At 40.1% G+C, this 20,605-nt stretch carries 16 protein-coding genes and 2 pseudogenes; 15 read left to right on the top strand and 3 right to left on the bottom strand.

The window, feature by feature from the left end:
- Nucleotides 1–49: 49 nt before the first annotated feature.
- Nucleotides 50–2,272 carry a glycine--tRNA ligase subunit beta gene (glyS, locus tag ACWIUO_RS04710; RefSeq protein ID WP_454176766.1) on the bottom strand — a complete coding sequence of 741 codons (2,223 nt, stop codon included), beginning with the start codon at nucleotides 2,270–2,272 and terminating at the stop codon, nucleotides 50–52.
- A gap of 102 nt (nucleotides 2,273–2,374) precedes the next feature.
- Between glyS and ACWIUO_RS04705 the strand changes: the two genes are divergently transcribed.
- From ACWIUO_RS04705 to ACWIUO_RS04675, 7 genes and pseudogenes are all read left to right on the top strand, one after another.
- The gene (locus ACWIUO_RS04705) at nucleotides 2,375–3,724 is read left to right on the top strand and encodes a hypothetical protein (protein WP_454176765.1); all 1,350 of its coding nucleotides are present in this window, start codon (nucleotides 2,375–2,377) and stop codon (nucleotides 3,722–3,724) included.
- A gap of 175 nt (nucleotides 3,725–3,899) precedes the next feature.
- Complete coding sequence (gene fabG, locus ACWIUO_RS04700) at nucleotides 3,900–4,643, top strand: 3-oxoacyl-ACP reductase FabG (protein WP_454176764.1); 744 nt, start codon at nucleotides 3,900–3,902, stop codon at nucleotides 4,641–4,643.
- Between the two features lie 73 nt (nucleotides 4,644–4,716).
- Nucleotides 4,717–4,950 carry an acyl carrier protein gene (acpP, locus tag ACWIUO_RS04695; protein WP_454172167.1) on the top strand — a complete coding sequence of 78 codons (234 nt, stop codon included), beginning with the start codon at nucleotides 4,717–4,719 and terminating at the stop codon, nucleotides 4,948–4,950.
- A 417-nt stretch (nucleotides 4,951–5,367) separates the two neighbouring features.
- Entirely contained in the window at nucleotides 5,368–6,636 is a 1,269-nt protein-coding gene (locus ACWIUO_RS04690) for a beta-ketoacyl-ACP synthase II (RefSeq protein ID WP_454176763.1), read from the top strand.
- Nucleotides 6,637–7,423: 787 nt separating this feature from the next.
- A complete protein-coding gene (locus ACWIUO_RS04685; RefSeq protein ID WP_454176762.1) occupies nucleotides 7,424–9,514 on the top strand; it encodes an RNA degradosome polyphosphate kinase in 2,091 nt (696 codons plus the stop codon).
- A 285-nt stretch (nucleotides 9,515–9,799) separates the two neighbouring features.
- Nucleotides 9,800–10,852 (top strand): annotated as a pseudogene (pyrD, locus tag ACWIUO_RS04680) (dihydroorotate dehydrogenase (quinone)); the annotation flags it as partial.
- A gap of 673 nt (nucleotides 10,853–11,525) precedes the next feature.
- Nucleotides 11,526–12,875, top strand: a complete 1,350-nt coding sequence (locus tag ACWIUO_RS04675) for a M16 family metallopeptidase (protein ID WP_454176775.1) — start codon at nucleotides 11,526–11,528, stop codon at nucleotides 12,873–12,875.
- Here the strand turns inward: ACWIUO_RS04675 and ACWIUO_RS04670 are convergent.
- Together ACWIUO_RS04670 and ACWIUO_RS04665 are read right to left on the bottom strand one after the other, a co-directional pair.
- Entirely contained in the window at nucleotides 12,858–13,088 is a 231-nt protein-coding gene (locus tag ACWIUO_RS04670; RefSeq protein WP_454176761.1) for a hypothetical protein, read from the bottom strand. The two genes, ACWIUO_RS04675 and ACWIUO_RS04670, sit on opposite strands and share 18 nt — an antisense overlap.
- A gap of 117 nt (nucleotides 13,089–13,205) precedes the next feature.
- A complete protein-coding gene (locus ACWIUO_RS04665; protein ID WP_454176760.1) occupies nucleotides 13,206–13,475 on the bottom strand; it encodes a hypothetical protein in 270 nt (89 codons plus the stop codon).
- A gap of 130 nt (nucleotides 13,476–13,605) precedes the next feature.
- Here ACWIUO_RS04665 and ACWIUO_RS04660 point away from each other — a divergent pair, with 130 nt between their 5' ends.
- The 8 genes and pseudogenes from ACWIUO_RS04660 (at nucleotide 13,606) to ACWIUO_RS04625 (ending at nucleotide 20,599) form a co-directional block, all read left to right on the top strand.
- Nucleotides 13,606–14,451: a hypothetical protein gene (locus ACWIUO_RS04660; RefSeq protein WP_454176759.1), complete on the top strand. Its 846-nt coding sequence runs from the start codon at nucleotides 13,606–13,608 to the stop codon at nucleotides 14,449–14,451.
- A 189-nt stretch (nucleotides 14,452–14,640) separates the two neighbouring features.
- Nucleotides 14,641–15,861 (top strand): N-acetyl-gamma-glutamyl-phosphate reductase, encoded by a 1,221-nt coding sequence (gene argC, locus ACWIUO_RS04655; protein WP_454176758.1) that lies wholly within the window; start codon nucleotides 14,641–14,643, stop codon nucleotides 15,859–15,861.
- A gap of 63 nt (nucleotides 15,862–15,924) precedes the next feature.
- Nucleotides 15,925–16,086: pseudogene (locus ACWIUO_RS04650) on the top strand (GNAT family N-acetyltransferase); the annotation flags it as partial.
- The gene (locus ACWIUO_RS04645) at nucleotides 16,066–16,575 is read left to right on the top strand and encodes a GNAT family N-acetyltransferase (protein ID WP_454176774.1); all 510 of its coding nucleotides are present in this window, start codon (nucleotides 16,066–16,068) and stop codon (nucleotides 16,573–16,575) included. The pseudogene ACWIUO_RS04650 and the gene ACWIUO_RS04645, both read left to right, overlap by 21 nt.
- 114 nt (nucleotides 16,576–16,689) lie before the next feature.
- Nucleotides 16,690–18,201, top strand: a complete 1,512-nt coding sequence (gene argJ, locus ACWIUO_RS04640; protein ID WP_454176757.1) for a bifunctional glutamate N-acetyltransferase/amino-acid acetyltransferase ArgJ — start codon at nucleotides 16,690–16,692, stop codon at nucleotides 18,199–18,201.
- Nucleotides 18,202–18,276: 75 nt separating this feature from the next.
- Nucleotides 18,277–19,071, top strand: a complete 795-nt coding sequence (locus ACWIUO_RS04635) for an inositol monophosphatase family protein (RefSeq protein WP_454176756.1) — start codon at nucleotides 18,277–18,279, stop codon at nucleotides 19,069–19,071.
- Between the two features lie 132 nt (nucleotides 19,072–19,203).
- The gene (gene accD, locus ACWIUO_RS04630) at nucleotides 19,204–20,079 is read left to right on the top strand and encodes an acetyl-CoA carboxylase, carboxyltransferase subunit beta (RefSeq protein WP_454176755.1); all 876 of its coding nucleotides are present in this window, start codon (nucleotides 19,204–19,206) and stop codon (nucleotides 20,077–20,079) included.
- A complete protein-coding gene (locus tag ACWIUO_RS04625) occupies nucleotides 20,051–20,599 on the top strand; it encodes a 23S rRNA (pseudouridine(1915)-N(3))-methyltransferase RlmH (protein ID WP_454176754.1) in 549 nt (182 codons plus the stop codon). Before accD ends, ACWIUO_RS04625 begins: the two co-directional genes overlap by 29 nt.
- Nucleotides 20,600–20,605: the final 6 nt, after the last annotated feature.

Genomic DNA, 20,605 nt, shown 5'->3' with positions numbered 1-20,605 from the left:
GCCTATTTTTTGCTTGATAGCTTGATAGATAGCAAAATCTTAAATCGCCCTAAATCGCTAGCTCTTTTAAATCCCCCACTTGCTTAAATTCACTATAAATCTTAAACATTAGAGCTTTGCGATTTGCGCGGATTTTGGGATTTTCATCATTTACAAGCACAGCGTCAAAAAACTTCTCTAAAAGCGATTTTAGGCTAAAAAGTGCTTCTAAAAAATCTTTTGGATTTTGGTATGTGTCTTTTGCTTTGCAAATGCCATCAAACGCGCTAAAAAGATCTCTCTCCGCATCGTGCGCAAAAAGGCTAGAATCTATGCGGCTAGAATCTATGAGAATAGAATCTATTTTGCTATCTTTTTGCGGATTTTTTGTGCCAGCCGTGCTAGATTTTGTGTTAGATTTTGTGCTAGATTCTCCCATATCTTTTGTGATATTTGCCACGCGCTTAAATACCGCGATTAAGCTCTCTTTGTCATCTCTTTTTAGCAGTTCTTGGAGGGCTAGGGCGTTATCTCTCATCGCTTGGATTTGCTTATTTTCCCCTTTTGATACGCTTCTAAAAACCTGCGTGCTTATGCCAAAATCCTCCCTAAAAATCGATTCTAATCGCTCGATAAAAAACTCTTGCAACGCTACTAAATCAAACTCTTTGTAGCCAGATTTTGTGCTTGCACCCACAGCTTTAAAAATCTCGCCTAAAAATTCTAGCGACAAACTAAAATCTAACAAATCATTTAACGCGATTTTTAAAATGACATTTGCAGCGCGGCGCAAGCCAAATGGGTCTTTTGAGCCACTTGGGATTTTGCCTATGCTAAAAAGCGAAAAAAGACTATCGCATTTCGCGCTCATCGCGCTTATAGCACTGATTTTGCTATGGTAGTTATGCCCTGCTAGCTGATATTGCTCTTTTATCGCTTCGCAAATGCTAGAATCTAGCCCCGCTTGCTTTGCATAATACCCCCCCATAATCCCTTGCAATTCGGGAAATTCCCCCACCATTTCGCTAAGCAAATCCACCTTGCTAAGTCGCAATGCCAAATCGACATTGCTAGATTCAGCCTCGCTTAATCCATAGTATTTGCTTAAAAACGCGCCGATAGCGCGCTCCCTGCGCGTTTTATCTAGCATACTTCCTAGATTATCTACAAATGCGATAGAATCTAGCTTCTCTTCGCTTCTCTCATCGCTAAAAGGCTTTTTTAAGTCATTGTGATAAAAAAACTCCGCATCGCTAAGCCTTGCTTTTAGGACTTTTTCATTGCCTTTGATTATGGGGGCATAATCGTGTGTGAGCGAATTTGCCACGAAAATAAAGTGATTGCAAAGCTCGTTTTTTGGCTCGCTGTGTGCGACAAAATAGCGTTGATTTTCTCTTGCTGAAGTTTGAATCACCTCTTTTGGCAAATCTAAAAATCTTTTTTCAAAACTCCCCAAAAGCGCGGTAGGATACTCTGTAATCGCCACAATCTCATCTAATAAATCCCCATCATCTTTGACTTTGATTTTCTCTTTTTTTTCAATTTCTTTAATCTGCGCTAAAATCCGCTTTTTTCGCTCATTTTCATCTAAAACTACGCCATTAGATTCTAGCTTTGATAAATAATCATCAATCCCGCTTATTTCCACCCACTCAAAGCCTTTGTCGCGGTGCATTTTTGTCGCGCTAAGATAGCCCTGCCCAAAATGCAAAATCTCGCCAAATCCACTAAAATCCTCGCTAGATTCTAGCGGGTTTATACGCTTGCCATTTATCAAAATCATAATATTTACAATCGGGCGGATAAAGCTAACCCCGCCATTTTGTATGCAATCCCCCCAACGCATAGATTTTCCAAAATTTAGACTTGCTAAAAACTCCCCAATAATCTTTGGCAAAATCTTACAAGATTTTACGCCTTTTATCACTTGCTTTGCGTATAGCACTTCTTTTCCGTCTTTTGTGGTGTCTTGGATTTCATTTTCGCTGATTTGGGCTTTTTTTAGGAAGCTTTGTCCTGCATTGCTAAGCCCTTGATTTTTATCGCCGTTTGTATATGCGATATGCAATGGGGGACCAAAAAATTCTTTTGTCTCATCATCGGTGTGCGTGGGAAAAGAGCGGGAAAAAATAGCGATTCTGCGTGGGGTAAAATGTAGCTTAAAATCTGCTTTTAGCCTAGATTCTGCCATTTTGGCATTCCATTTGCTAGGGATATGTTGCCATTCTTTTAGAAATGGGATTGCTGGGAGCTCTTCGGTGAGAATTTCGATTAGTAGCTCTTGTGTTGGCATTGTGGATTCCTTAAAGGTTTAAGATAAAAATCATTTCGCAAGTCAAATGCAGTTGCATAAAAATCGTAATTGTAGCAAATCAAATCAAAAAGGCTCTATTTTATGAACAAAAAAACTTCTTTGCAAAAACTATCAAAATCATCGCTAAACCCCTCAAATGCGCATTTGCAAGATTTGGCTTATGCAGGGGCGATAGAGGCAAAAAATAGTAGCAATCTAAACAAAATCGCCAAGCCCAAAATCCTAACGCTTCTTTTTTACTCGCTTTTTGCGACATTTGGGATATTTGCGCTGTGTATAAGCGAAGTGAGGGCAAACCATAGCGCAAGCCACACAAAGCCAGAGCCTGCGACATTTCCACAATATGAATGCGTAGAGCCAAAAAAATTTAGCAAAATCCAACGGGAGAATATCATCTATGCGTATAATTTTGGCGCACCTCACGGAATGGGCTACACGCTTGCGGCTATCGCGTGGCAAGAGAGCTGTGCGGGGGTGTATATGATGAATTTTTCAGACCCTAGTGCGGGGCTATATCACGCGCATATTCCTGTGGTGCTAAAGTATTATTCAAAGTATGAGGACAACGCTTTTACGCGCAATGTGATGGGGCAAATGCTAATTGATAATCGCCTCTTTGCTAGCCAAATCGCCCTTGATACTTTGCTGTATTGGCAAAAATACCACAAAGGCAACCACAAAAACACTATAAAATCTTATAACAAAGGCTTTAAATGGCAAAAAGACAAAGAAAATAACGCCCTAGCAGAATCCTACTACAACAGCGTAAGCAAAAAAATGCGTGCGCTAGAGGGCTATATACCGCGCTACTCAAGGGTAAAAAATCAAAGCCTTTTTGTAGAGATAGAGGATAAAAATAAGCAATTAGAGCAGACTTTTAAAACACTTCAAAACGCTAAAAAAATAGAAAAAAATCAAAATCAAACCACCCCTCAAACCCCTCCAAATGCGAAAAATACGCCACAAAATAACGCACAAAATCAATATAAGGATTCTAAACAAACACAAGATAGCAAAAATACCCCCCAATCTAGCCCTACAAAATCCACAAAACCACCCAAACAATCCCCTAGCAACGCAACCCCACCACCACAACAAGAACAAAAAAAGATACCACCTATAAAGCCATTTATCGAGCCAAAAAAAGATACACCTAAGCCAAAATTTGATAATGATGATTTTATCGAGCTACCCATATCGCCTATCAAAATCCAAGCACAATCTAGCGAAACGCAAACTATGCTAGCAAATAATGAAAAATCTAATCCAAAATCTACCACAAAACCTAGCCAAAAACCTATCCAAAATCCTGCCCAAAAATCTGCCCAAAATCTGGCTCAAAATCCACAAAATAGCACCACGCACGCCCAAAATCTACAAAAACTAGATGAACTTTTTGATGATTTTAATCTAATCTTTGAGGGGAAATAAGAGGGGCGATAATGGAGAAAATGAGAAAAAAATAGCGATAATTTTTTGAAATAAAAATTGCAAAAAATTATTTATTTTTAGCTAGGATTTTGTGTTTTAAAAATGGGTGCGCATAATTTGTGCAAAAGTAAGATGACAAAATCTGCCAAACCCAAAATCAACAAAAAGGATAACAATGAAATTTAGCGGAAAAAATGTGCTTATCACAGGAGCATCGCGAAGTATCGGAGCGCAAATCGCCCGCACGCTTGCAGGCTATGGACTAAAAGTGTGGATAAACTATCGCAGTAAGCCAGAGATAGCAGACGCCCTAAAAAGCGAGATAGAATCTAGCGGAGGAAAAGCCGCTGTGATAGAATTTGATGTAACCAATGAAGAGGGGTTTGTCGCGGGGCTAAATGCCATAGTGCAGAGTGATGGCGAGCTAAGCTATCTTGTGAATAATGCGGGAATCACCAATGACAAACTAGCAATGCGCATGAAAACAGAGGATTTTATATCTGTGATTGATGCAAACCTAAAATCTAGCTTTATCGGCTCGCGTGAAGCCCTAAAAATAATGGGCAAGCAGAGATTTGGCGCGGTGGTAAATATCGCCTCTATCATCGGTGAGCGGGGCAATGCTGGGCAGACAAACTACGCTGCTAGCAAGGGAGGAATGATAGCGATGAGCAAAAGTTTTGCCTATGAGGGCGCGCCTAGAAATGTGCGATTTAACTGCGTAACGCCGGGCTTTATCGCCACAGATATGACCCAAGCCCTAAGCGAAGAAGTCAAAGATGGCTACAAAAAAAATATCCCTCTAGCTAGATTTGGAGAAAGTAGCGAAGTCGCTGAAGCAGTGGCGTTTTTGCTAAGCGATAGTGCGAGCTATATCACGGGCGAAGTGCTAAAAGTAAATGGTGGTTTATATATGTAGTTTTGCTTTTTTGGTGTAAATTGTAAAAAAATTTTGCTAAAATACCGCACTAACAAAACTTAAGGAGCATACAATGGCTTTATTTGACGAAGTAAAGGAACTAATCGTAAAGGAACTAAGTGTCGAGGCTGACAAAGTAACGCCTGAAGCAGAATTTACCAACGATTTAAACGCGGATTCTCTTGATGTTGTCGAGCTGATAATGGCATTGGAAGAAAAATTTGGCGTAGAAATCCCTGATGAAGAGGCAAACAAAATCTCTAAAGTTGGCGATGTTGTAGCTTTTATCGAAGCAAACAAAAAATAGCACAGCTTTCTCTACCTTAATCTTAGCAAGAATCTTAAGCGAGATAAGAATCTTATTAAGTAGATTTTTGTAAGCAGATTTTGCAAGTGGATTTTGCAAACAATTTTTGTGAGTAGATTTTGGTAGGGCATCGCAAAACGATTTGTCGCTAGCCTCAAGCGGTTTTGTGGCATTGGGCTAGTGGCTTTGGCAAGTTTAAAATTGTGTTTAGGGATATGTCTTTAGGCAGTTTTTAGTTGCTTTGGTTTTTGTGATTGCTTGATTTTTGCGTTAGGCTAGTTGATTTTGCTAATTTTTGCTAACTAAGATATTCTGTGATTTTATGGTGTTTTTGTGTGGCACAGATTGCTTAAAATGACAGAAAATCTTAGAAAAATTTTGTATTAAGATTTTGCATTTAGATGTGTAAGGAGCAGTATGAGACGCGTAGTCGTAACAGGCATTGGTATGATAAATGCCGTAGGGCTTGATAAAGCACAATCTTTTAAGGCTATCATAGATGGAAAATGTGGTATAAGGCATATCACTAGCTTTGATGCGAGCGATTTCCCTGTGAAAATCGCCGCTGAAATCGAGGGCTTTAACCCAGAAGAAGTCCTAGACCCTAGAGAAGTAAAAAAAGCAGATAGGTTTATCCAGCTAGCATTAAAAGCCTGCAAAGAAGCGATGAGGGAGAGCGGGCTACTAAGTAGTGAAGGCAAAATCGATGAAAGTCTTGCAGAGAGATTTGGCGTAAGCTCGGGTGCGGGCATAGGCGGGCTTGTAAATATCGAAAAAAATTCTATCGCGTGTTTTGATAAAGGACCTAGACGAATTAGTGCGTTTTTTATCCCCTCCGCGCTTGTAAATATGCTAGGCGGTTTTACTTCTATCGAGTTTGGTATCAAAGGACCAAATCTAGCGAGCGTAACAGCCTGTGCGGCAGGCACTCACGCCATAAGCGAAGCTACAAAAACCATAATGCTAAATGGTGCAGATAGAATGCTAGTCATCGGTGCAGAATCCACTATCTGCCCTGTGGGAATCGGTGGCTTTGCCGCTATGAAAGCCCTAAGCGAGCGCAATGACGAACCTCAAAAAGCCTCTAGACCATTTGACAAAGAGAGAAATGGATTTGTAATGGGAGAGGGTGCGGGTGCGCTTGTGTTAGAAGAATACGAAGCGGCAAAGGCAAGAGGTGCAAATATTATCGCTGAAGTGGTGGGATTTGGCGAGAGTGGCGATGCAAACCATATCACTACGCCAGCCCCAGAGGGCGAGGGCGCATATCGCGCTATGAAAGCTGCAATCGCTATGGCAAACTCTTGGGCTAGCACAAATGGCAATGGCGAGATAAAAATCGGCTATGTCAATGCGCACGGCACAAGCACCGCATATAATGATTTGTATGAGACAATGGCTTTGAAAAAGGTTTTTGGTGGCAAAGATAGCGTCCCACCTGTAAGCTCTACAAAGGGGCAAATAGGGCATTGTCTAGGTGGAGCAGGCGCGATAGAAGCCGTCATATCCATAATGGCGATGAATGAGGGAGTATTGCCCCCCACAATCAACCAAGAGAGCAAAGACCCACAATGCGATTTAGACTATATCCCAAATGTCGCAAGGCAGGCAAACATACAAGCGGTTATGAGCAATTCATTTGGTTTTGGCGGGACAAATGGCGTAGTAATCTTTGCAAAAGTATAAATAGATTTTGCATTCAAGTGCGGTTAAGGTGGATTTTGTATAAAAATTTATGGTTATTGCGCTAGCCGTATTTTTTTGAATTTGAATTTAGACAATTTTTTGCATTTTTGATACAAAATTTCAACATTGCGTGTAGTTTGGTGCGCGTGTCTTGCGTTTTTGCGTGATTTATCGCAAATAGAGATTCTAAATTTCTTATATTTTTGACTAAAATAAAATCTATCAAATGAAGGGCGATAACACCAAAATCAAATGGTAAGAAATGGGCAAGATTTGTATAAAATCTTGGCACAAAAATAACAAGAAATAAACTGATTGAGGTGGATTTGAGCCCAAATTTAATTTAAGTTTAGTTAAGCTAATTTAATATAAAAAATCATAAATGTATTTAGACACACTTTACGCGGTTGATTCTTTCATTTTAGCAAAATTTCTTAGCAAAATTTCTTAGCACAATTTCTTGGCAAAATCTAGTTTTGAAATATTTGCCATTAACATTTGGCTACTATTTGCCATAGACATTTGATTCTAGCACTTTTTTTTCATTCCCCAAACCTCACATTTTTCACACAAAATCATCAAAATCCAAAACTTCTTTTAACTTTATTTATTTTTGGATTTGCTTATTTTTTGTAGATTTTAGGGTAGAATTATGGGATTAGGTTTTGCGTTATGTATTGGCGTTTGTAGCGATTATCGTGCGATATAGGCGAGTAAGTGGCTAGCAAGACGCATCAAAAATCGCTTCAAATATGCCAATACAAAATCATACATAAGGAGTTTTAGCGTGGAAATAGTCGATACAAAATACTTCAACAGAGAGCTATCGTGGCTAAGGTTTAATTCGCGTGTGCTAAATGAATCTCGCAGGGCAGAGTTGCCATTGCTTGATAGGCTAAAATTTTTAGCGATTTATGGGACAAATCTTGATGAGTTTTATATGATTCGCGTAGCGGGGCTAAAAAGGCTCTATGCAAGCGGAATCACAAAAGTGGGCGCAGACAAACTCACTGCTTTGCAGCAACTAAACGCCATAAGGGAGTATATCCATAGCGAAAAAGCAGAAGTGTCAAAACTTTTTGGAGAGATAAAAAACGCGCTTGATAAGCAGGGGCTAAAAGTAAAAAACCTAGATGAGCTAAACAAAACCCAAAAAATCGCCTTGCACGATTATTTTATCAACTATCTTTACCCCATCATCGTTCCTATCGTGGTGGATTCTACGCACCCTTTCCCTCATCTAAACAACCTTAGCTTTGGTATCGTTATCGAGCTAAAAAACAACGAAACCAAAGAAATCAAATACGGAATCATACGAATCCCGCGCGTGCTAAAGCGATTTGTCGAAATCGATAAAGGCGTGTTTGTCCCTGTGGAGAGTATCGTAGGGGAGTTTGCTTCAGAGCTGTTTTTGGGGCATAGCGTGGAGCATTATATTCCGTTTCGCGTTACGCGCAATGCAGATTTTGAAATCGAGGAAGATGAAGCCGATGATTTTATGCAGCTTATGAGTGAATCTTTGCGCGCGAGGAAGCGAGGGGAAATCACGCGACTTGAAGTGGGCGAGGGCAAAAAAGAGCTAAAAGATTTTGTCCAAAAGCAAGTAGAGATTCCGCTAGAAGATATTTATTCGTATAATATTTTGCTAAATCTAGGCACGCTTTGGGAGCTAGTGGGGGCAAAAGATTTTGCTCATCTTGGCTCTGCGCCTTTTGTGCCAAAATCTTTGCCACCTATCGATAGCGAGTCAAATATCCTAGATACGATAGAATCTCAAGATATTGTGATGTTTCACCCCTATGAGAGTTTTGACCCTGTGGTGGATTTTATCAAAACCGCTGCAAAAGACCCAAATGTGCTATCTATTCGTATGACGCTTTATCGCGTGGGCAAAAACTCTCCCATAGTCAAAGCATTGATTCAAGCAGCAGAGGATAAGCAAGTAACGGTGCTTGTCGAGCTAAAAGCTAGATTTGATGAGGAAAATAACTTGCATTGGGCGCGTGCGCTAGAATCTGCTGGAGCGCATGTCATCTATGGAGTGCCCGGGCTAAAAGTGCACGCCAAAATCGCCCTTGTCATCAAAAAAGTAGGCGATAAGCTAACCGAATATGTCCATCTAAGCACGGGGAATTACAATACCGCTTCGGCAAAAATCTACACGGATATTAGCCTGCTAACCATAAACAAAGACATTGGAAATGATGCGATTAAGTTTTTTCATTCGCTATCCACAGGTAGTTCTTACAAAAGCAAACTTCAAACGCTATTTACCGCGCCCACGCAGATAAAGCCAAAGATTTTGGAGCTTATCAAAGCAGAATCTAGTTTTGGCAAAGAAGGACGGATAATCCTAAAAGCAAACGCGCTAGTGGATACAGATGTCATAGACGCGCTATATGTCGCCTCAAAAGCGGGCGTGCAGATAGATTTAATCATTCGCGGGGTATGCTGTCTGCGACCAAATGTAAAGGGACTAAGCGAAAATATCCGTGTGTTTTCTATCATTGGCAAATATTTAGAGCACGCTAGAATCTACTATTTTGCGCATTCAAAAGAAAAAGTATTTTTTGCAAGCGCGGATTTGATGCCTAGAAATTTGGAGCGCAGAGTCGAGCTACTAACCCCTGCGACAAACAAAACTATCGCTGATAAGCTAATAGAAATCGTAAATATTCAGCTAAGCGATAATGTCCAAATCCACCAGCTACAAAGCGATGGCGAGTATAAAAAAATCCCAACTCCAAAAGAAAATCCTATCTCTTCGCAAGTGGTGTATGAAAGGTTTGTCAATGAAGCGAGCAAATCTGTCAAAAAAGAATCTGCCCAAAATACCAAAGCAAAAAAATTATTGCAACGAATGGTGGGAGAATCTTAAAATTTTTATTAGACTTTGAAGCGATTTTGTAGATTTTGCATAAAGATTTTGCTAAGATTTTGGGCTAAAAAATGACAAAAATGCAAAATCGATTCTGTAAATTTAGGCATTGTGCAAATAAGGATTTTGTTGTAAGTAAAAGATTTTTGTGTAAATAAAGATTTTGGCGCAAGTAAAGATTTTGCTTAAAATCGTTGCAACAACGCGTTTTTGCAATGCCTTATCGTAGGACTTAGATTAGTTTATACGCCTTAGATTTTCAAATCCCAAACATAAGGAAACAAAATGAGCCTATACCAAAAAATCCGTCCCGTGCTTTTTAAGCTAGACCCAGAGAGAGCGCATAGCCTAGTCAAAGCAGTGCTTCACAAACTGCCTGATATTCCCTTTGCTGATGATTTGTTGCTAAAAATAAGCGGTGGATACAAATCCCAAATGCTAAAAACCAAAGTTTGCGGAATGGATTTTTATAATCCTGTGGGGCTTGCTGCGGGGTTTGACAAAGATGGCGAGATGGTGAAAGCACTTGGTGCGCTAGGGTTTGGATTTTTAGAGCTTGGCACGATTACCAAAATCCCTCAAGCAGGCAACCCAAAGCCTAGACTTTTTCGCCATATTGATGAGGAAAGCCTCCAAAATGAAATGGGGTTTAACAACTGCGGTAGCCAAGAATTTGCCAAAAATATACAAAAATACCACCCATTTAGCATACCTATCGGCGTAAATATAGGCAAAAACAAAGATGTCGAAATCAAAGATTCTCTCTATAACTATCAAGACGCCCTAAAAGATGTGCTAAAAGTGGGGGATTATTATGTTTTCAATCTTTCTTCGCCAAATACCCCTAAACTGCGTGATTTGCAAAATGAAAAATTTGTCAAAGAACTATTTGCGATGGCACAAACGCACACCAAAAAACCTGTGTTTTTAAAAATTTCCCCAGATTTAGACATAGACAAAATGCTAAAAGTCTGTGATAGCGCGCTAGCAAGCGGTGCTAGCGGAATCATATCGACAAACACCACGACAGATTCTACCCTGCTAGCTAGCCCAAAAAATGGTGGCATAAGTGGCAAGGTGCTAAAAGAAAAAAGTTTGGAAGTGTTGCGTGAGCTTGCAAATGCGTTTTTTGGCAGGGGGGTGATAATGTCGGTAGGTGGCATATCAAGTGCTAGAGATGTATATGAGCGAATGCGCTTAGGAGCTAGTCTTGTGCAGGTTTATACGGCGTTTATTTATGAGGGTCCTACGCTTTGTAGCACTATCAACAAAGAGCTAGAGATATTTTTGAAAGCCGATGGATTTAGCAACATAGGCGAGGCGATAGGCGCAGAGCTAGGCAAAAAGGGCAAAAAACGACTACAAAAACAAAGCCACGATGAAGTCAAGCACAAAAAAGACAAAAAAGCAAGCAAAGATGATAAAGGGGACAAAAAAGCCCACAAACATAAAATCGACATAGATTCTCTTTTTGCCGATGAGACAAACGACAAAAAGAGTGCGAAAAAAAGCCCTGCCACTGCGGAAAAATCTAGGGCAAAATCTACCACAAAGCACACGACTTCTACTACCAAAAAAAGCACCACCACGCGCACAAGACGCCCTAGCACAAAATCATAAAATGCGTAAATTTAGGCGGGCAAAGGTATTTTGATTGTTGCTTTTGCCCGCTTTTATTGCATTAGATTTTAGACATTGTGATTTATGGCTATGTGCTAAGTTTATGCGCGATTTTTGTAAAATGTTTATAAATGTTTATAAGAGTTAGTCTATGTTTTTGATTCAAAATCTAAATGTTACAAAATCTTGTCAAAATCTTGCATTCATCAAAATCATCAATTTTATGCACGATATTTTCCAAACTTATCATATTAAGATTCTAGTGTGTTTTCTCATTTTGGTTAGAATGGCGATTTTATTTATAATCTTAAGGCAAATATCTTAAGGAAAATCAAGGAGAATCCTAGTGAATAAATGCGTAAAAAAAATAATGCTGATGATAGGAGTATGTATGAGTATCGCAGGTGCAAATCCACAAAATAGCGTAGCAAAAGCAAAAAGCGCGTTGCCCCAATTTAAGCAAATAAGACTTGAAAACGGGCTAGAAGTAGTCGTAATCCCGCTTGATAACAAAAGCGGTGTGATACAGACAAATGTATTTTATAAAGTCGGCTCTAGAGATGAGGTGATGGGCAAAAGCGGCATAGCCCATATGCTAGAGCATTTGAGCTTCAAATCTACTAAGAATCTAAAAGCTGGGCAATTTGATGAAATAGTAAAAGGTTTTGGTGGCACAAATAATGCGGCTACGAGCTTTGACTACACGCAATACTACATCAAATCAAGTGCGGCAAATGTGGATAAATCTTTGGAGCTTTTTTCAGAGCTTATGGAAAATCTAAGCCTAAATGATAAGGAATTTCAGCCCGAGCGACAAGTGGTGGCTGAAGAGCGTAGGTGGAGGACGGATAATTCGCCTGTGGGGTATCTGTATTTTCGGTTTTTTAATACCGCGTTTTTGCACCATTCATACCATTGGACGCCCATCGGATTTATGGGGGATATTTTGGGCTGGGATATAGGCGATATAAGGGAGTTTTATCAGCAGTATTATCAGCCAAATAACGCCATAGTCGTAGTCGCAGGCGATATAGAGCCAAAAATCGTATTTGAGAGTGCAAAAAAGCATTTTAATAAAATCAAAAATGCCCCAAAAAATAGCCAAAAAGAACATAGCCAAAATCTAACACAAAACGCCCAAAATCAAGTCCCCCGCCCCGCAATCATAGAGCCTGCCCAAGATGGCTACCGCGAAGTCATCGTAAAAAAAGAGAGTGAGATAGAATGGCTACTTATGGGGTATAAAATCCCAAATTTTGAGGACAAAGACCAAGTGGCATTATCCGCGCTAGCTGAAATCCTAAGCGGTGGCAAATCAGCCCTCTTAGATGCCGAGCTAGTGGATAAAAAAAATATCGCTAGTGAAGTCTCTGCTTCGGCTATGGCGTTAAAAGATAGTGGGATTTTTATGCTTATGGCGGCGGGTAATGCAGGCGTGGAGGCAAAGAAACTACAAAAAGAGATTTTAGCGATTTTGGAGCGGGTAAAAAAGGGCAAAATCACGCAAAAAGAGCTAGACAAAGTCAAAGTCAATATGCGTGCAAATTTTGTATTTGGGCTAAACAAAGCTAGCTCGGTAGCAGGAATCTTTGGGCGGTATTTGGTGATGGGCAATCTTACGCCATTGCTTGAGTATGAGGAGAGGTTTGCAAATCTTACTTTGGAGGATATACAGGCGGTGGCAAATAAATATTTCATAGAAGATGGGCTAACTGTGGCGATACTAAAAAACCGCATTTAGTTTGTTTTGGCGTGTTTTGATGCGCAAAATCTGTGGGGGATATTTTGGATTTTGGGATAGTTGAGATAGAGGGGATTTATTAGATTTTGTGATTTTGATTTTATAGATTGCCACGCAAATGCTAGCGCATTTGCTCGCAATGACGATGGGAGAGTGGATTGCCACGATTTTGCAACTTCTTACAAAGTCGCAAAATCTCGCAATGACTAGCAAACATTGTCATACGAAGGCTTTGCAAAAAAACGAAGTATCTCTATCTTTGTCATATTGAGTTTTCGTAGAAAGCGAAGTATCTCTGTTTTTTTTATATTTTGAGATACTTCGCTTCGCTTAAGTATGACAAATGCTTGCGTTATTGAGAGAATTTTCAATGCCGTCATTGCGAGCATTGCAACGCAATGCGTGGCAATCCACAATTAAAAAAATGCCAAATAACGCTTTTTTGTAATTTTTGGTTATAGATTGCCACGCAAGTCTTGTGTTTTGCTCGCAATGACGATCGGAGGGTGGATTGCCACGCGGATTTACACAAAATCCGCCTGCAAAATGAGCGTGGCAATGACAGAATTTTTCAGCTTTTTTAATGACAAATAATGACAAAGCATTGAGATAAATAAAATCATTTTAAGACTGTTTATAAGTGCATTTTTTAGGCATTTGCTAAAAAGTAAATAAGGCTACAATATGGCATATATAAAAACTGCACCAAAAAAATCAAAGGAATCCACAAATGAGAATCCATAGGTTTTATAAGATTTTGGGCTACTTAGTTTTGTCGCATTTTTGCTTTGGCACTTTGGCGATAAGCTATTCTTGCAATGACTTATGGTGCAATGACTACAAAGTGGGCATAGGTGGCTATGTAGCCCATCATAGCACAGCGCAATCAAATCCAAACATAACGCAGGGTGGGGCATATTTGGCGGTGCGTTTTCGCAGGTGGAAAGAGTGGTTTAGCTTTGGGGTGGATATGGATTTTGGTTTGGGTGGAGCGGGCATAAAATCTAATCTTGCACAAAGCGTGATGCCAAACCTTGCCAACAATTCTGCAAATGTTAATATTAGTGCTACGGTGCACACAGGCATAAACGCATATCAGCTAGAGAAGCCCATTTTTATAGATATTTTTACTTCATTTCGTGCAAATCTTTACGAAGTAGAATCTAATCTCCCATACACGACCTTGCTCTCACTTGGCACAAGCCTACTAAGTATGCGACATTTAAATGACATTATCGGGCTAGAGTATGGCATCTCGTATGGCTATATTGTTTATGGTTCTCATATTTTTAGAGAATTTAGCTCTAATCGCCCAAATCCACATTTCCCCACAAGAGTGCATAAAACAAATGACACTACCTCGCGCATAAATCAAAACAGCCACGAAGCAAAGGCATTTATCGGACTTTTTGGAAATAATCTAAATATAAAAAAACAATCTTGGTATGGCAGGCTAAGTGTGATTTATCATTATGTAGATTCTTCGCGCAAAGTCGCTTTTGGCGGTGCTAGCGATGTGTATTATCCCCGCACGCAAAATATCAGCACAATGCTAGAAATCGGGCTTGGGTTTTAAAAATTTTTGATTTAGAAAATATGTTTTTTTGTAATGTAGATTTTTGCGTGATGCGCTATGATTTAGCCCATATTGTAGGCATTGTTTAATACTTCGCACGAAAAAACCCAAAAAGCATATTTTTGATATATAATTTTGATTTACAAATCTAAGTGGCACAGCCTAGATAATCGCACAGCAAGGCACAATATGGCACATACACAAAATACACATTCATCAAAAAAAGCAAAAACACCAACAAACAAAATCAAAACGAACAAAATCCCAAAAAACAAAATCCAAAAAAATAAAATTAAAATAGGGATTTTAGGCGCAAGTGGCTATGCGGCAAATGAGCTAGTGCGCTTGCTTGTCTCTCACCCAAATGCAAGCATTATGTGGCTTGGCTCGCAAAGTTTTGATGGGCAGTCTTATTTCAAAGCGTATCAAAACTTTTTTGAGATTTTGCCTATCAAATGCGTAAATGGCGAAAATCTAGCTAGCTTAGCAAAGCAAATAGATGTGCTTTTTTGTGCGACGCCGCATAATTTTTGCGCAAAGATTTTAGATGAGGGGATTTTAGATTCTACAAAGGTGATTGATTTGAGTGCGGATTTTCGACTAAAAAATCCACGCGTTTTTGAGCAATGGTATCACTCCGCACATAGCAATCAAAAACTGCTAAAAGAAGCTGTTTATGGGCTTTGTGAGCTAAATAGAGATAGTATAAAATCTGCTAGGCTTATCGCAAATCCGGGGTGTTATCCTACTTGCTCTATTTTAGCCCTTGCGCCATTACTAAGCGAAAAAAAGTTAAGCGAGAAAAAAAGCCCAAAATCTAGCCCAAAAATAGACATTTCTAGCATAATCATTGACGCAAAATCTGGCGTCTCTGGTGCGGGTAGAAGTGCAAAAATGGACAATCTTTTTTGCGAAGTGGCGGAAAATTTTAAAGCTTATGGCATCACTTCTCATCGCCACACGCCCGAGATAGAGCAAGCCATCTCAACCCTAGCAGGGCAAAATATCACCCTTAGCTTTACCCCTCATCTTGTGCCGATGAATCGAGGGATATTTGCAAGTATTTATGCTACTCCAAGTGCGGATTTTGCGCGTGAATTGCAACAAGCAGAATCTAGCAAAAAAGATTCTGCTAAAAACTTGCTAACACAAGTTTATAAGGATTTTTATGCGGGGGAAAAATTTGTGCGGATTTTGGAGGAAAGTATGACCGCACAAACGCGCTGGGTAGAGGGGAGTAATTTTGTGGATATTGCGCCATTTTTTGACTTGCGCACCAATCGCATAATCATAACCACCGCCCTAGATAACCTAATCAAAGGTGCAGCTGGGCAGGCGGTGCAAAATATGAATATAGCCTTTGGTATCGATGAGGCAAGCGGACTAGAATCTGCGCCGATGTTTCCATAGCTTTTATCAAAAGAATCTAAAATGCCAATTTCACAAACCCCCACAAACGCACATATCCCAAACATACAGATTCGCCCGATGAGAATCGATGACTATGAGAGTGTGGCGCATTTGTGGGAGCATATCGAGGGGTTTTATATCCGCAGTGTAGATGATTCTTATGAGGGGGTGGAGCGATTTTTGCAAAGAAATCCAAATCTAAGTGTGGTAGCTGAAGTGAGCGAATCTAGCGCAAAATCTAGTGGCGAAAATTTTGGTGCAAATGTAGATTTTGTCGCGCAATGTGAGGATTTTAGCGATTTTAAAAAGCAAAGATTAGATTTGCATAAAAAAGATGAGCTAGGGCAGATACATTCTAAAATCGTGCATTCTAAAAACGCACATACAAAGAATGCAAATAAAAAAATCGAGCATAGAAAAATCGCGCATAAAAGAATTGTGGGTAGCATTTTATGCGGGCACGATGGACGCTATGGTAGCATTTACCACGCCTGCGTGCATAAAGACTACCGACTGCGTGGCATAGGCAAAGCGATGGTGGCGTATGCGCTAGAGGGATTTAGAAGGGAAAAGATTAGCTCCATAGCCCTAATCGCTTTTAGTGAAAATCTAGTCGGCAATGCGTTTTGGAAAACGCAGGGCTGGGATTTGCGCTCAAATGCAAATCGCTATGAGCTAAGCCTAAATACGCAAAACACGCTAAAAAAAATCTAGGCAAAATCTAAAAATTGCCAAATTAAACATTATGTTGTAAAATCCCAAAAGTTTTTTAAAGACTTTTTATGTAGCGATTTTTTAACATTTTGAAAAATTTTTTAAGGATATGCGATGAATAGCACTTCAAAGCCAAACAACAAAAAATCCATACCGCTAACCCCAAGCCAAATAATCCAAAATCTACGCACAAAAAAGACTACAAACCCCCCAAAAACCCCCAATACAAAACCAAAAACCTCTGCAAAATTTCATCTAAAACCAATCAATAAAAACGCAAAAACTTCTGCCATAAAAACCCCCTCAAATAAATCCCACGATGTGCAAAGCAACCCACAAAATAAAAGCACTTCGCAAAACAAAAACACTCCGCAAAATCGTTTTAAAATCCTAAAAAATGGGCTTGAAGCCCTAAGTGGCTTTGAATACGCTGGAATCAAAGCTGGGATAAAATACAAAGATAGACTTGATATGGCGTTGATTTATAGCGGGCTTCCTTGCGTAGCAGCGGGCGTTTTTACGCGCAACAAAGTCCGCGCAGCGTGCGTAGAGCACAATATCGCTAGGCTAAAAGATACGCCATACTTTCACTCCATCATCATAAACGCGGGCAATGCAAATGCCTGCACAGGCGAGAGGGGCAAAAAAGACTGCCTAGAATCCGCCCTAAGCGCGTCTATTGCGCTAGATATAGATTTTCACGCTACGCTTTTGGCTTCCACAGGCGTGATAGGCGTGCCTTTGCCTATGCCAAAGATAAAAAAAGGAATCCTAAATCTAGCCAAAGCAAAATCTAGCTCCAAAATAAACGCCCAAAACACCGCAAAAGCGATAATGACAACCGACACACGCCAAAAGCAAAGCGCATTAGAATTTAGAAGCAAAAATGGCGCAAAAATCCGCATAGCAGGCATAGCCAAAGGTAGCGGAATGATTCACCCAAATATGGCGACATTGCTTGGATTTATCATCACAGATATAAATATTTCCCAAAAGCTACTCCAACAGGCACTAAAAAAAGTAACCAAAAATACCTTCAATATGATAAGTGTGGATAGGGACACTTCTACCAATGATATGGTGCTAGCCCTAAGCAACAAAAGCGCGAAAAACGAACTCATCGTAGATGAAAGAAGTGTGGATTATAAAGCATTCTTAAAAGGGCTAGAAATGGTGTGCGATGATTTGGCACGACAAATCGCAAAAGATGGCGAAGGGGCTAGCAAGCTAATCACTGCTATCGTGCAAAATGCCCAAAGCAAACGCGTAGCTAGAAAGCTAGCAAAATCTATCATTAGCTCAAACCTTGTGAAATGCGCAATGTATGGCAATGATGCAAATTGGGGTAGAATCCTTTGTGCTATGGGCTATGCGGGGGTGGATTTTGCAAAAGATAGGCTAGATTTGTCCATATCTAGCAAGGCTGGCAATATCGCTATAATGCAAAATGGCGAGGCTTTAAGCATTGATGAAAAAAGGGCAAAAAGGATTCTAAAAAATAGCGAAATTACGATAGTTGCTGATTTGAAAAGCAGGGGGGCTAGCAAAAAGGCAAAATCTGCTAAGGCTTATGGCTGTGATTTGACACCTAGCTATGTGAATATAAATGCGGATTATCGCTCATAGTGTGATATTTTGGTGCTAAGTGCTTGGCTAATCGTGCTTTTTAAGGGTTTTGTCAAGGGTTTATAAGGAAGTAAAATGACATATTCTAGCTTGCTAGCACAAAGTGAATTTTTGCGTGGTTGTGTCAATGCGGGTGTGCGACTCGCCCCAATCCTTGCAAAAAGAGGGCAAGAAATGTTTGTGCGACATAGTAGAGGGGCTGGAGGGGATATAAGCATTGGTGCGGATTTGCTATGTGAGGGGGAGTTTGGCAAAGAGTTGCTAGCGATTGGGAGTATAGATTCTGAAGAGAGTGGGTTTATCAAATGCGCTGGGAAATCTAGCGATATTATCGTGCTAGACCCGCTTGATGGCAGTGATAACTACAAATCAAATATCCCATATTATGGTGCTAGTTTGGCATTGTGCGATGAAAATGGCGCGGTAAAAGAAGCGTGTATTATCAATTTTTGCAGTGGCGATGTGTTTTATGATAGTTTGAAGCGTGGGAAATCTGCTAGCCCAAAAAAAATAAATTTTTTTAGAGATGAGATTTTGTGCCAAAATCTAGCAAGTGAGGATTTTAGCCAACCTCCAAAATGTGGAATCTTTGAGCGGGCTTATTGCAATCCTAGTATCGTAGCAAGACTACATACGCACCATATCAAATTTCGCTCTTTGGGTGCTGGTGCGCTATCGTGGGTGTATGCTTTAGAGGCTAGATTTTTGTTGCTAGGGGGGAAAAGCAGGCGATATGATGCTATGGCTGGGCAGTTTTTGGCTCGGGATTTGCATACAAAAGAGATAGTGGATAAAAACGGCTCATTCTTTTTGCTCGTTAGCAAGTATAAAGAAGTTTTTGATATAGTTTCAAATGCGATTTTGGAATAGGCGTTTGTGATTTGCCAAAATTTTGTGATGAAGATTTTGACACAGGATTTTGGGGTAGGATTTTGACTAGATTTAAGATTTTGCAAAAAATAAATAACAACCATAAAAACGCAAGAATTTAAGGAGATAGCAATGGGTTTTGTAGATTTTCTAAAAAACCTCAAACGCGATGAAGAGCGAAGTAGCAAAGACACTTCAAGCCATTGGGTGAAGTGCGATAAATGTGGCTCGCTAATGTATTATAAAGAAGTCTATGAGCACGGGCAAGTCTGCCCCAAATGCAATCATCATTTTAGAATCTCTGCAAATGAGAGAATCGCCCTGCTTTGTGATAGCGATAGTTTTATCGAATATGATAAGGGGCTAGCTCCCATTGACCCGCTTAATTTTGTGGATAAAGAGAGCTATAAAGCGCGGGTAAAAAAATACACCCAAAAAACAGGGCGTCCTAGCTCTGTCATCGCAGGAGAGGGGCTTATAGAAAAAGTGCCTTTTCAAATCGTGGTATTTGATTTTGCGTTTATGGGGGGCTCTCTAGGCTCGGTAGAGGGGGAAAAAATCGTCCGCGCTATCAATAGGGCGTGTGAGAAAAAGCATTCTTTGCTTATCGTTTCTACAAGCGGTGGGGCAAGAATGCAAGAATCCACTTATTCGCTTATGCAAATGGCAAAAACCTCTGCCGCGCTAAATCGCTTAAATGAGCATTCATTGCCGTTTTTTTCCGTGCTTACAGACCCGACATTTGGCGGGGTTAGTGCTAGTTTTGCGTTTTTGGGGGATATTATCATAGCAGAGCCCGGGGCTATGATAGGATTTGCAGGGGCTAGGGTTATAAAGCAAACGATTGGTGCGGATTTGCCAGAGGGATTTCAAACGGCGGAATTTTTGCTAGAGCACGGGCTTATCGATATGGTGGTGGCAAGGGGTGAGCTAAAAAAAACCCTCAAAGATTTAAGTCTCTATCTAAATCCTTATGGCTATGAAAATATCGCTTTACACCATATCTAAGTCTATGCCTATGACTCCGCTAGAGTGGCATTACCAAAAACTATGCAAGAGTTTTAATGCTGATATATGCGTAGAATCTATCTTTAATACCGACATAGACAATGCCCAAAAAAACGCCTACAAACACAACAAAAAATCGTGGGATAACAAACAGCTACAAAAAGCCCAAAATCTACATAGCAATAAAAGTTTTTCACAAGTCAAATCCGCCTACACAAAAGCCCTAGCCCCGCTTGTGGATACCAAGCTAAATTCTATCGCGCTTCACCCGCTAGGCATAAAGCTAGATAGTATCAAGTTTGCTAAACTTATCGAGCAGGGCACACAAAATCAAACCCAAAAAGGAGGTTTAAGTTTTTTTATCGCAGGGGCTTATGGATTTGATGATGAGTTTCTCTCAAAGACTACGGCTATAAGCCTAAGTGATTTGACTTTCTCGCACAAAATCGTCCGACTTGTCTTGCTAGAGCAGATTTACCGCGCTCTTAGCATTATCCACCACCACCCATACCACAAATAAGGAGCA

It is taken from the genome of Helicobacter sp. T3_23-1056, assembly GCF_053654535.1.
The sequence above is the reverse complement of the archived record's forward strand: the minus strand, read 5'-3'. Positions and strand labels throughout refer to the sequence as shown.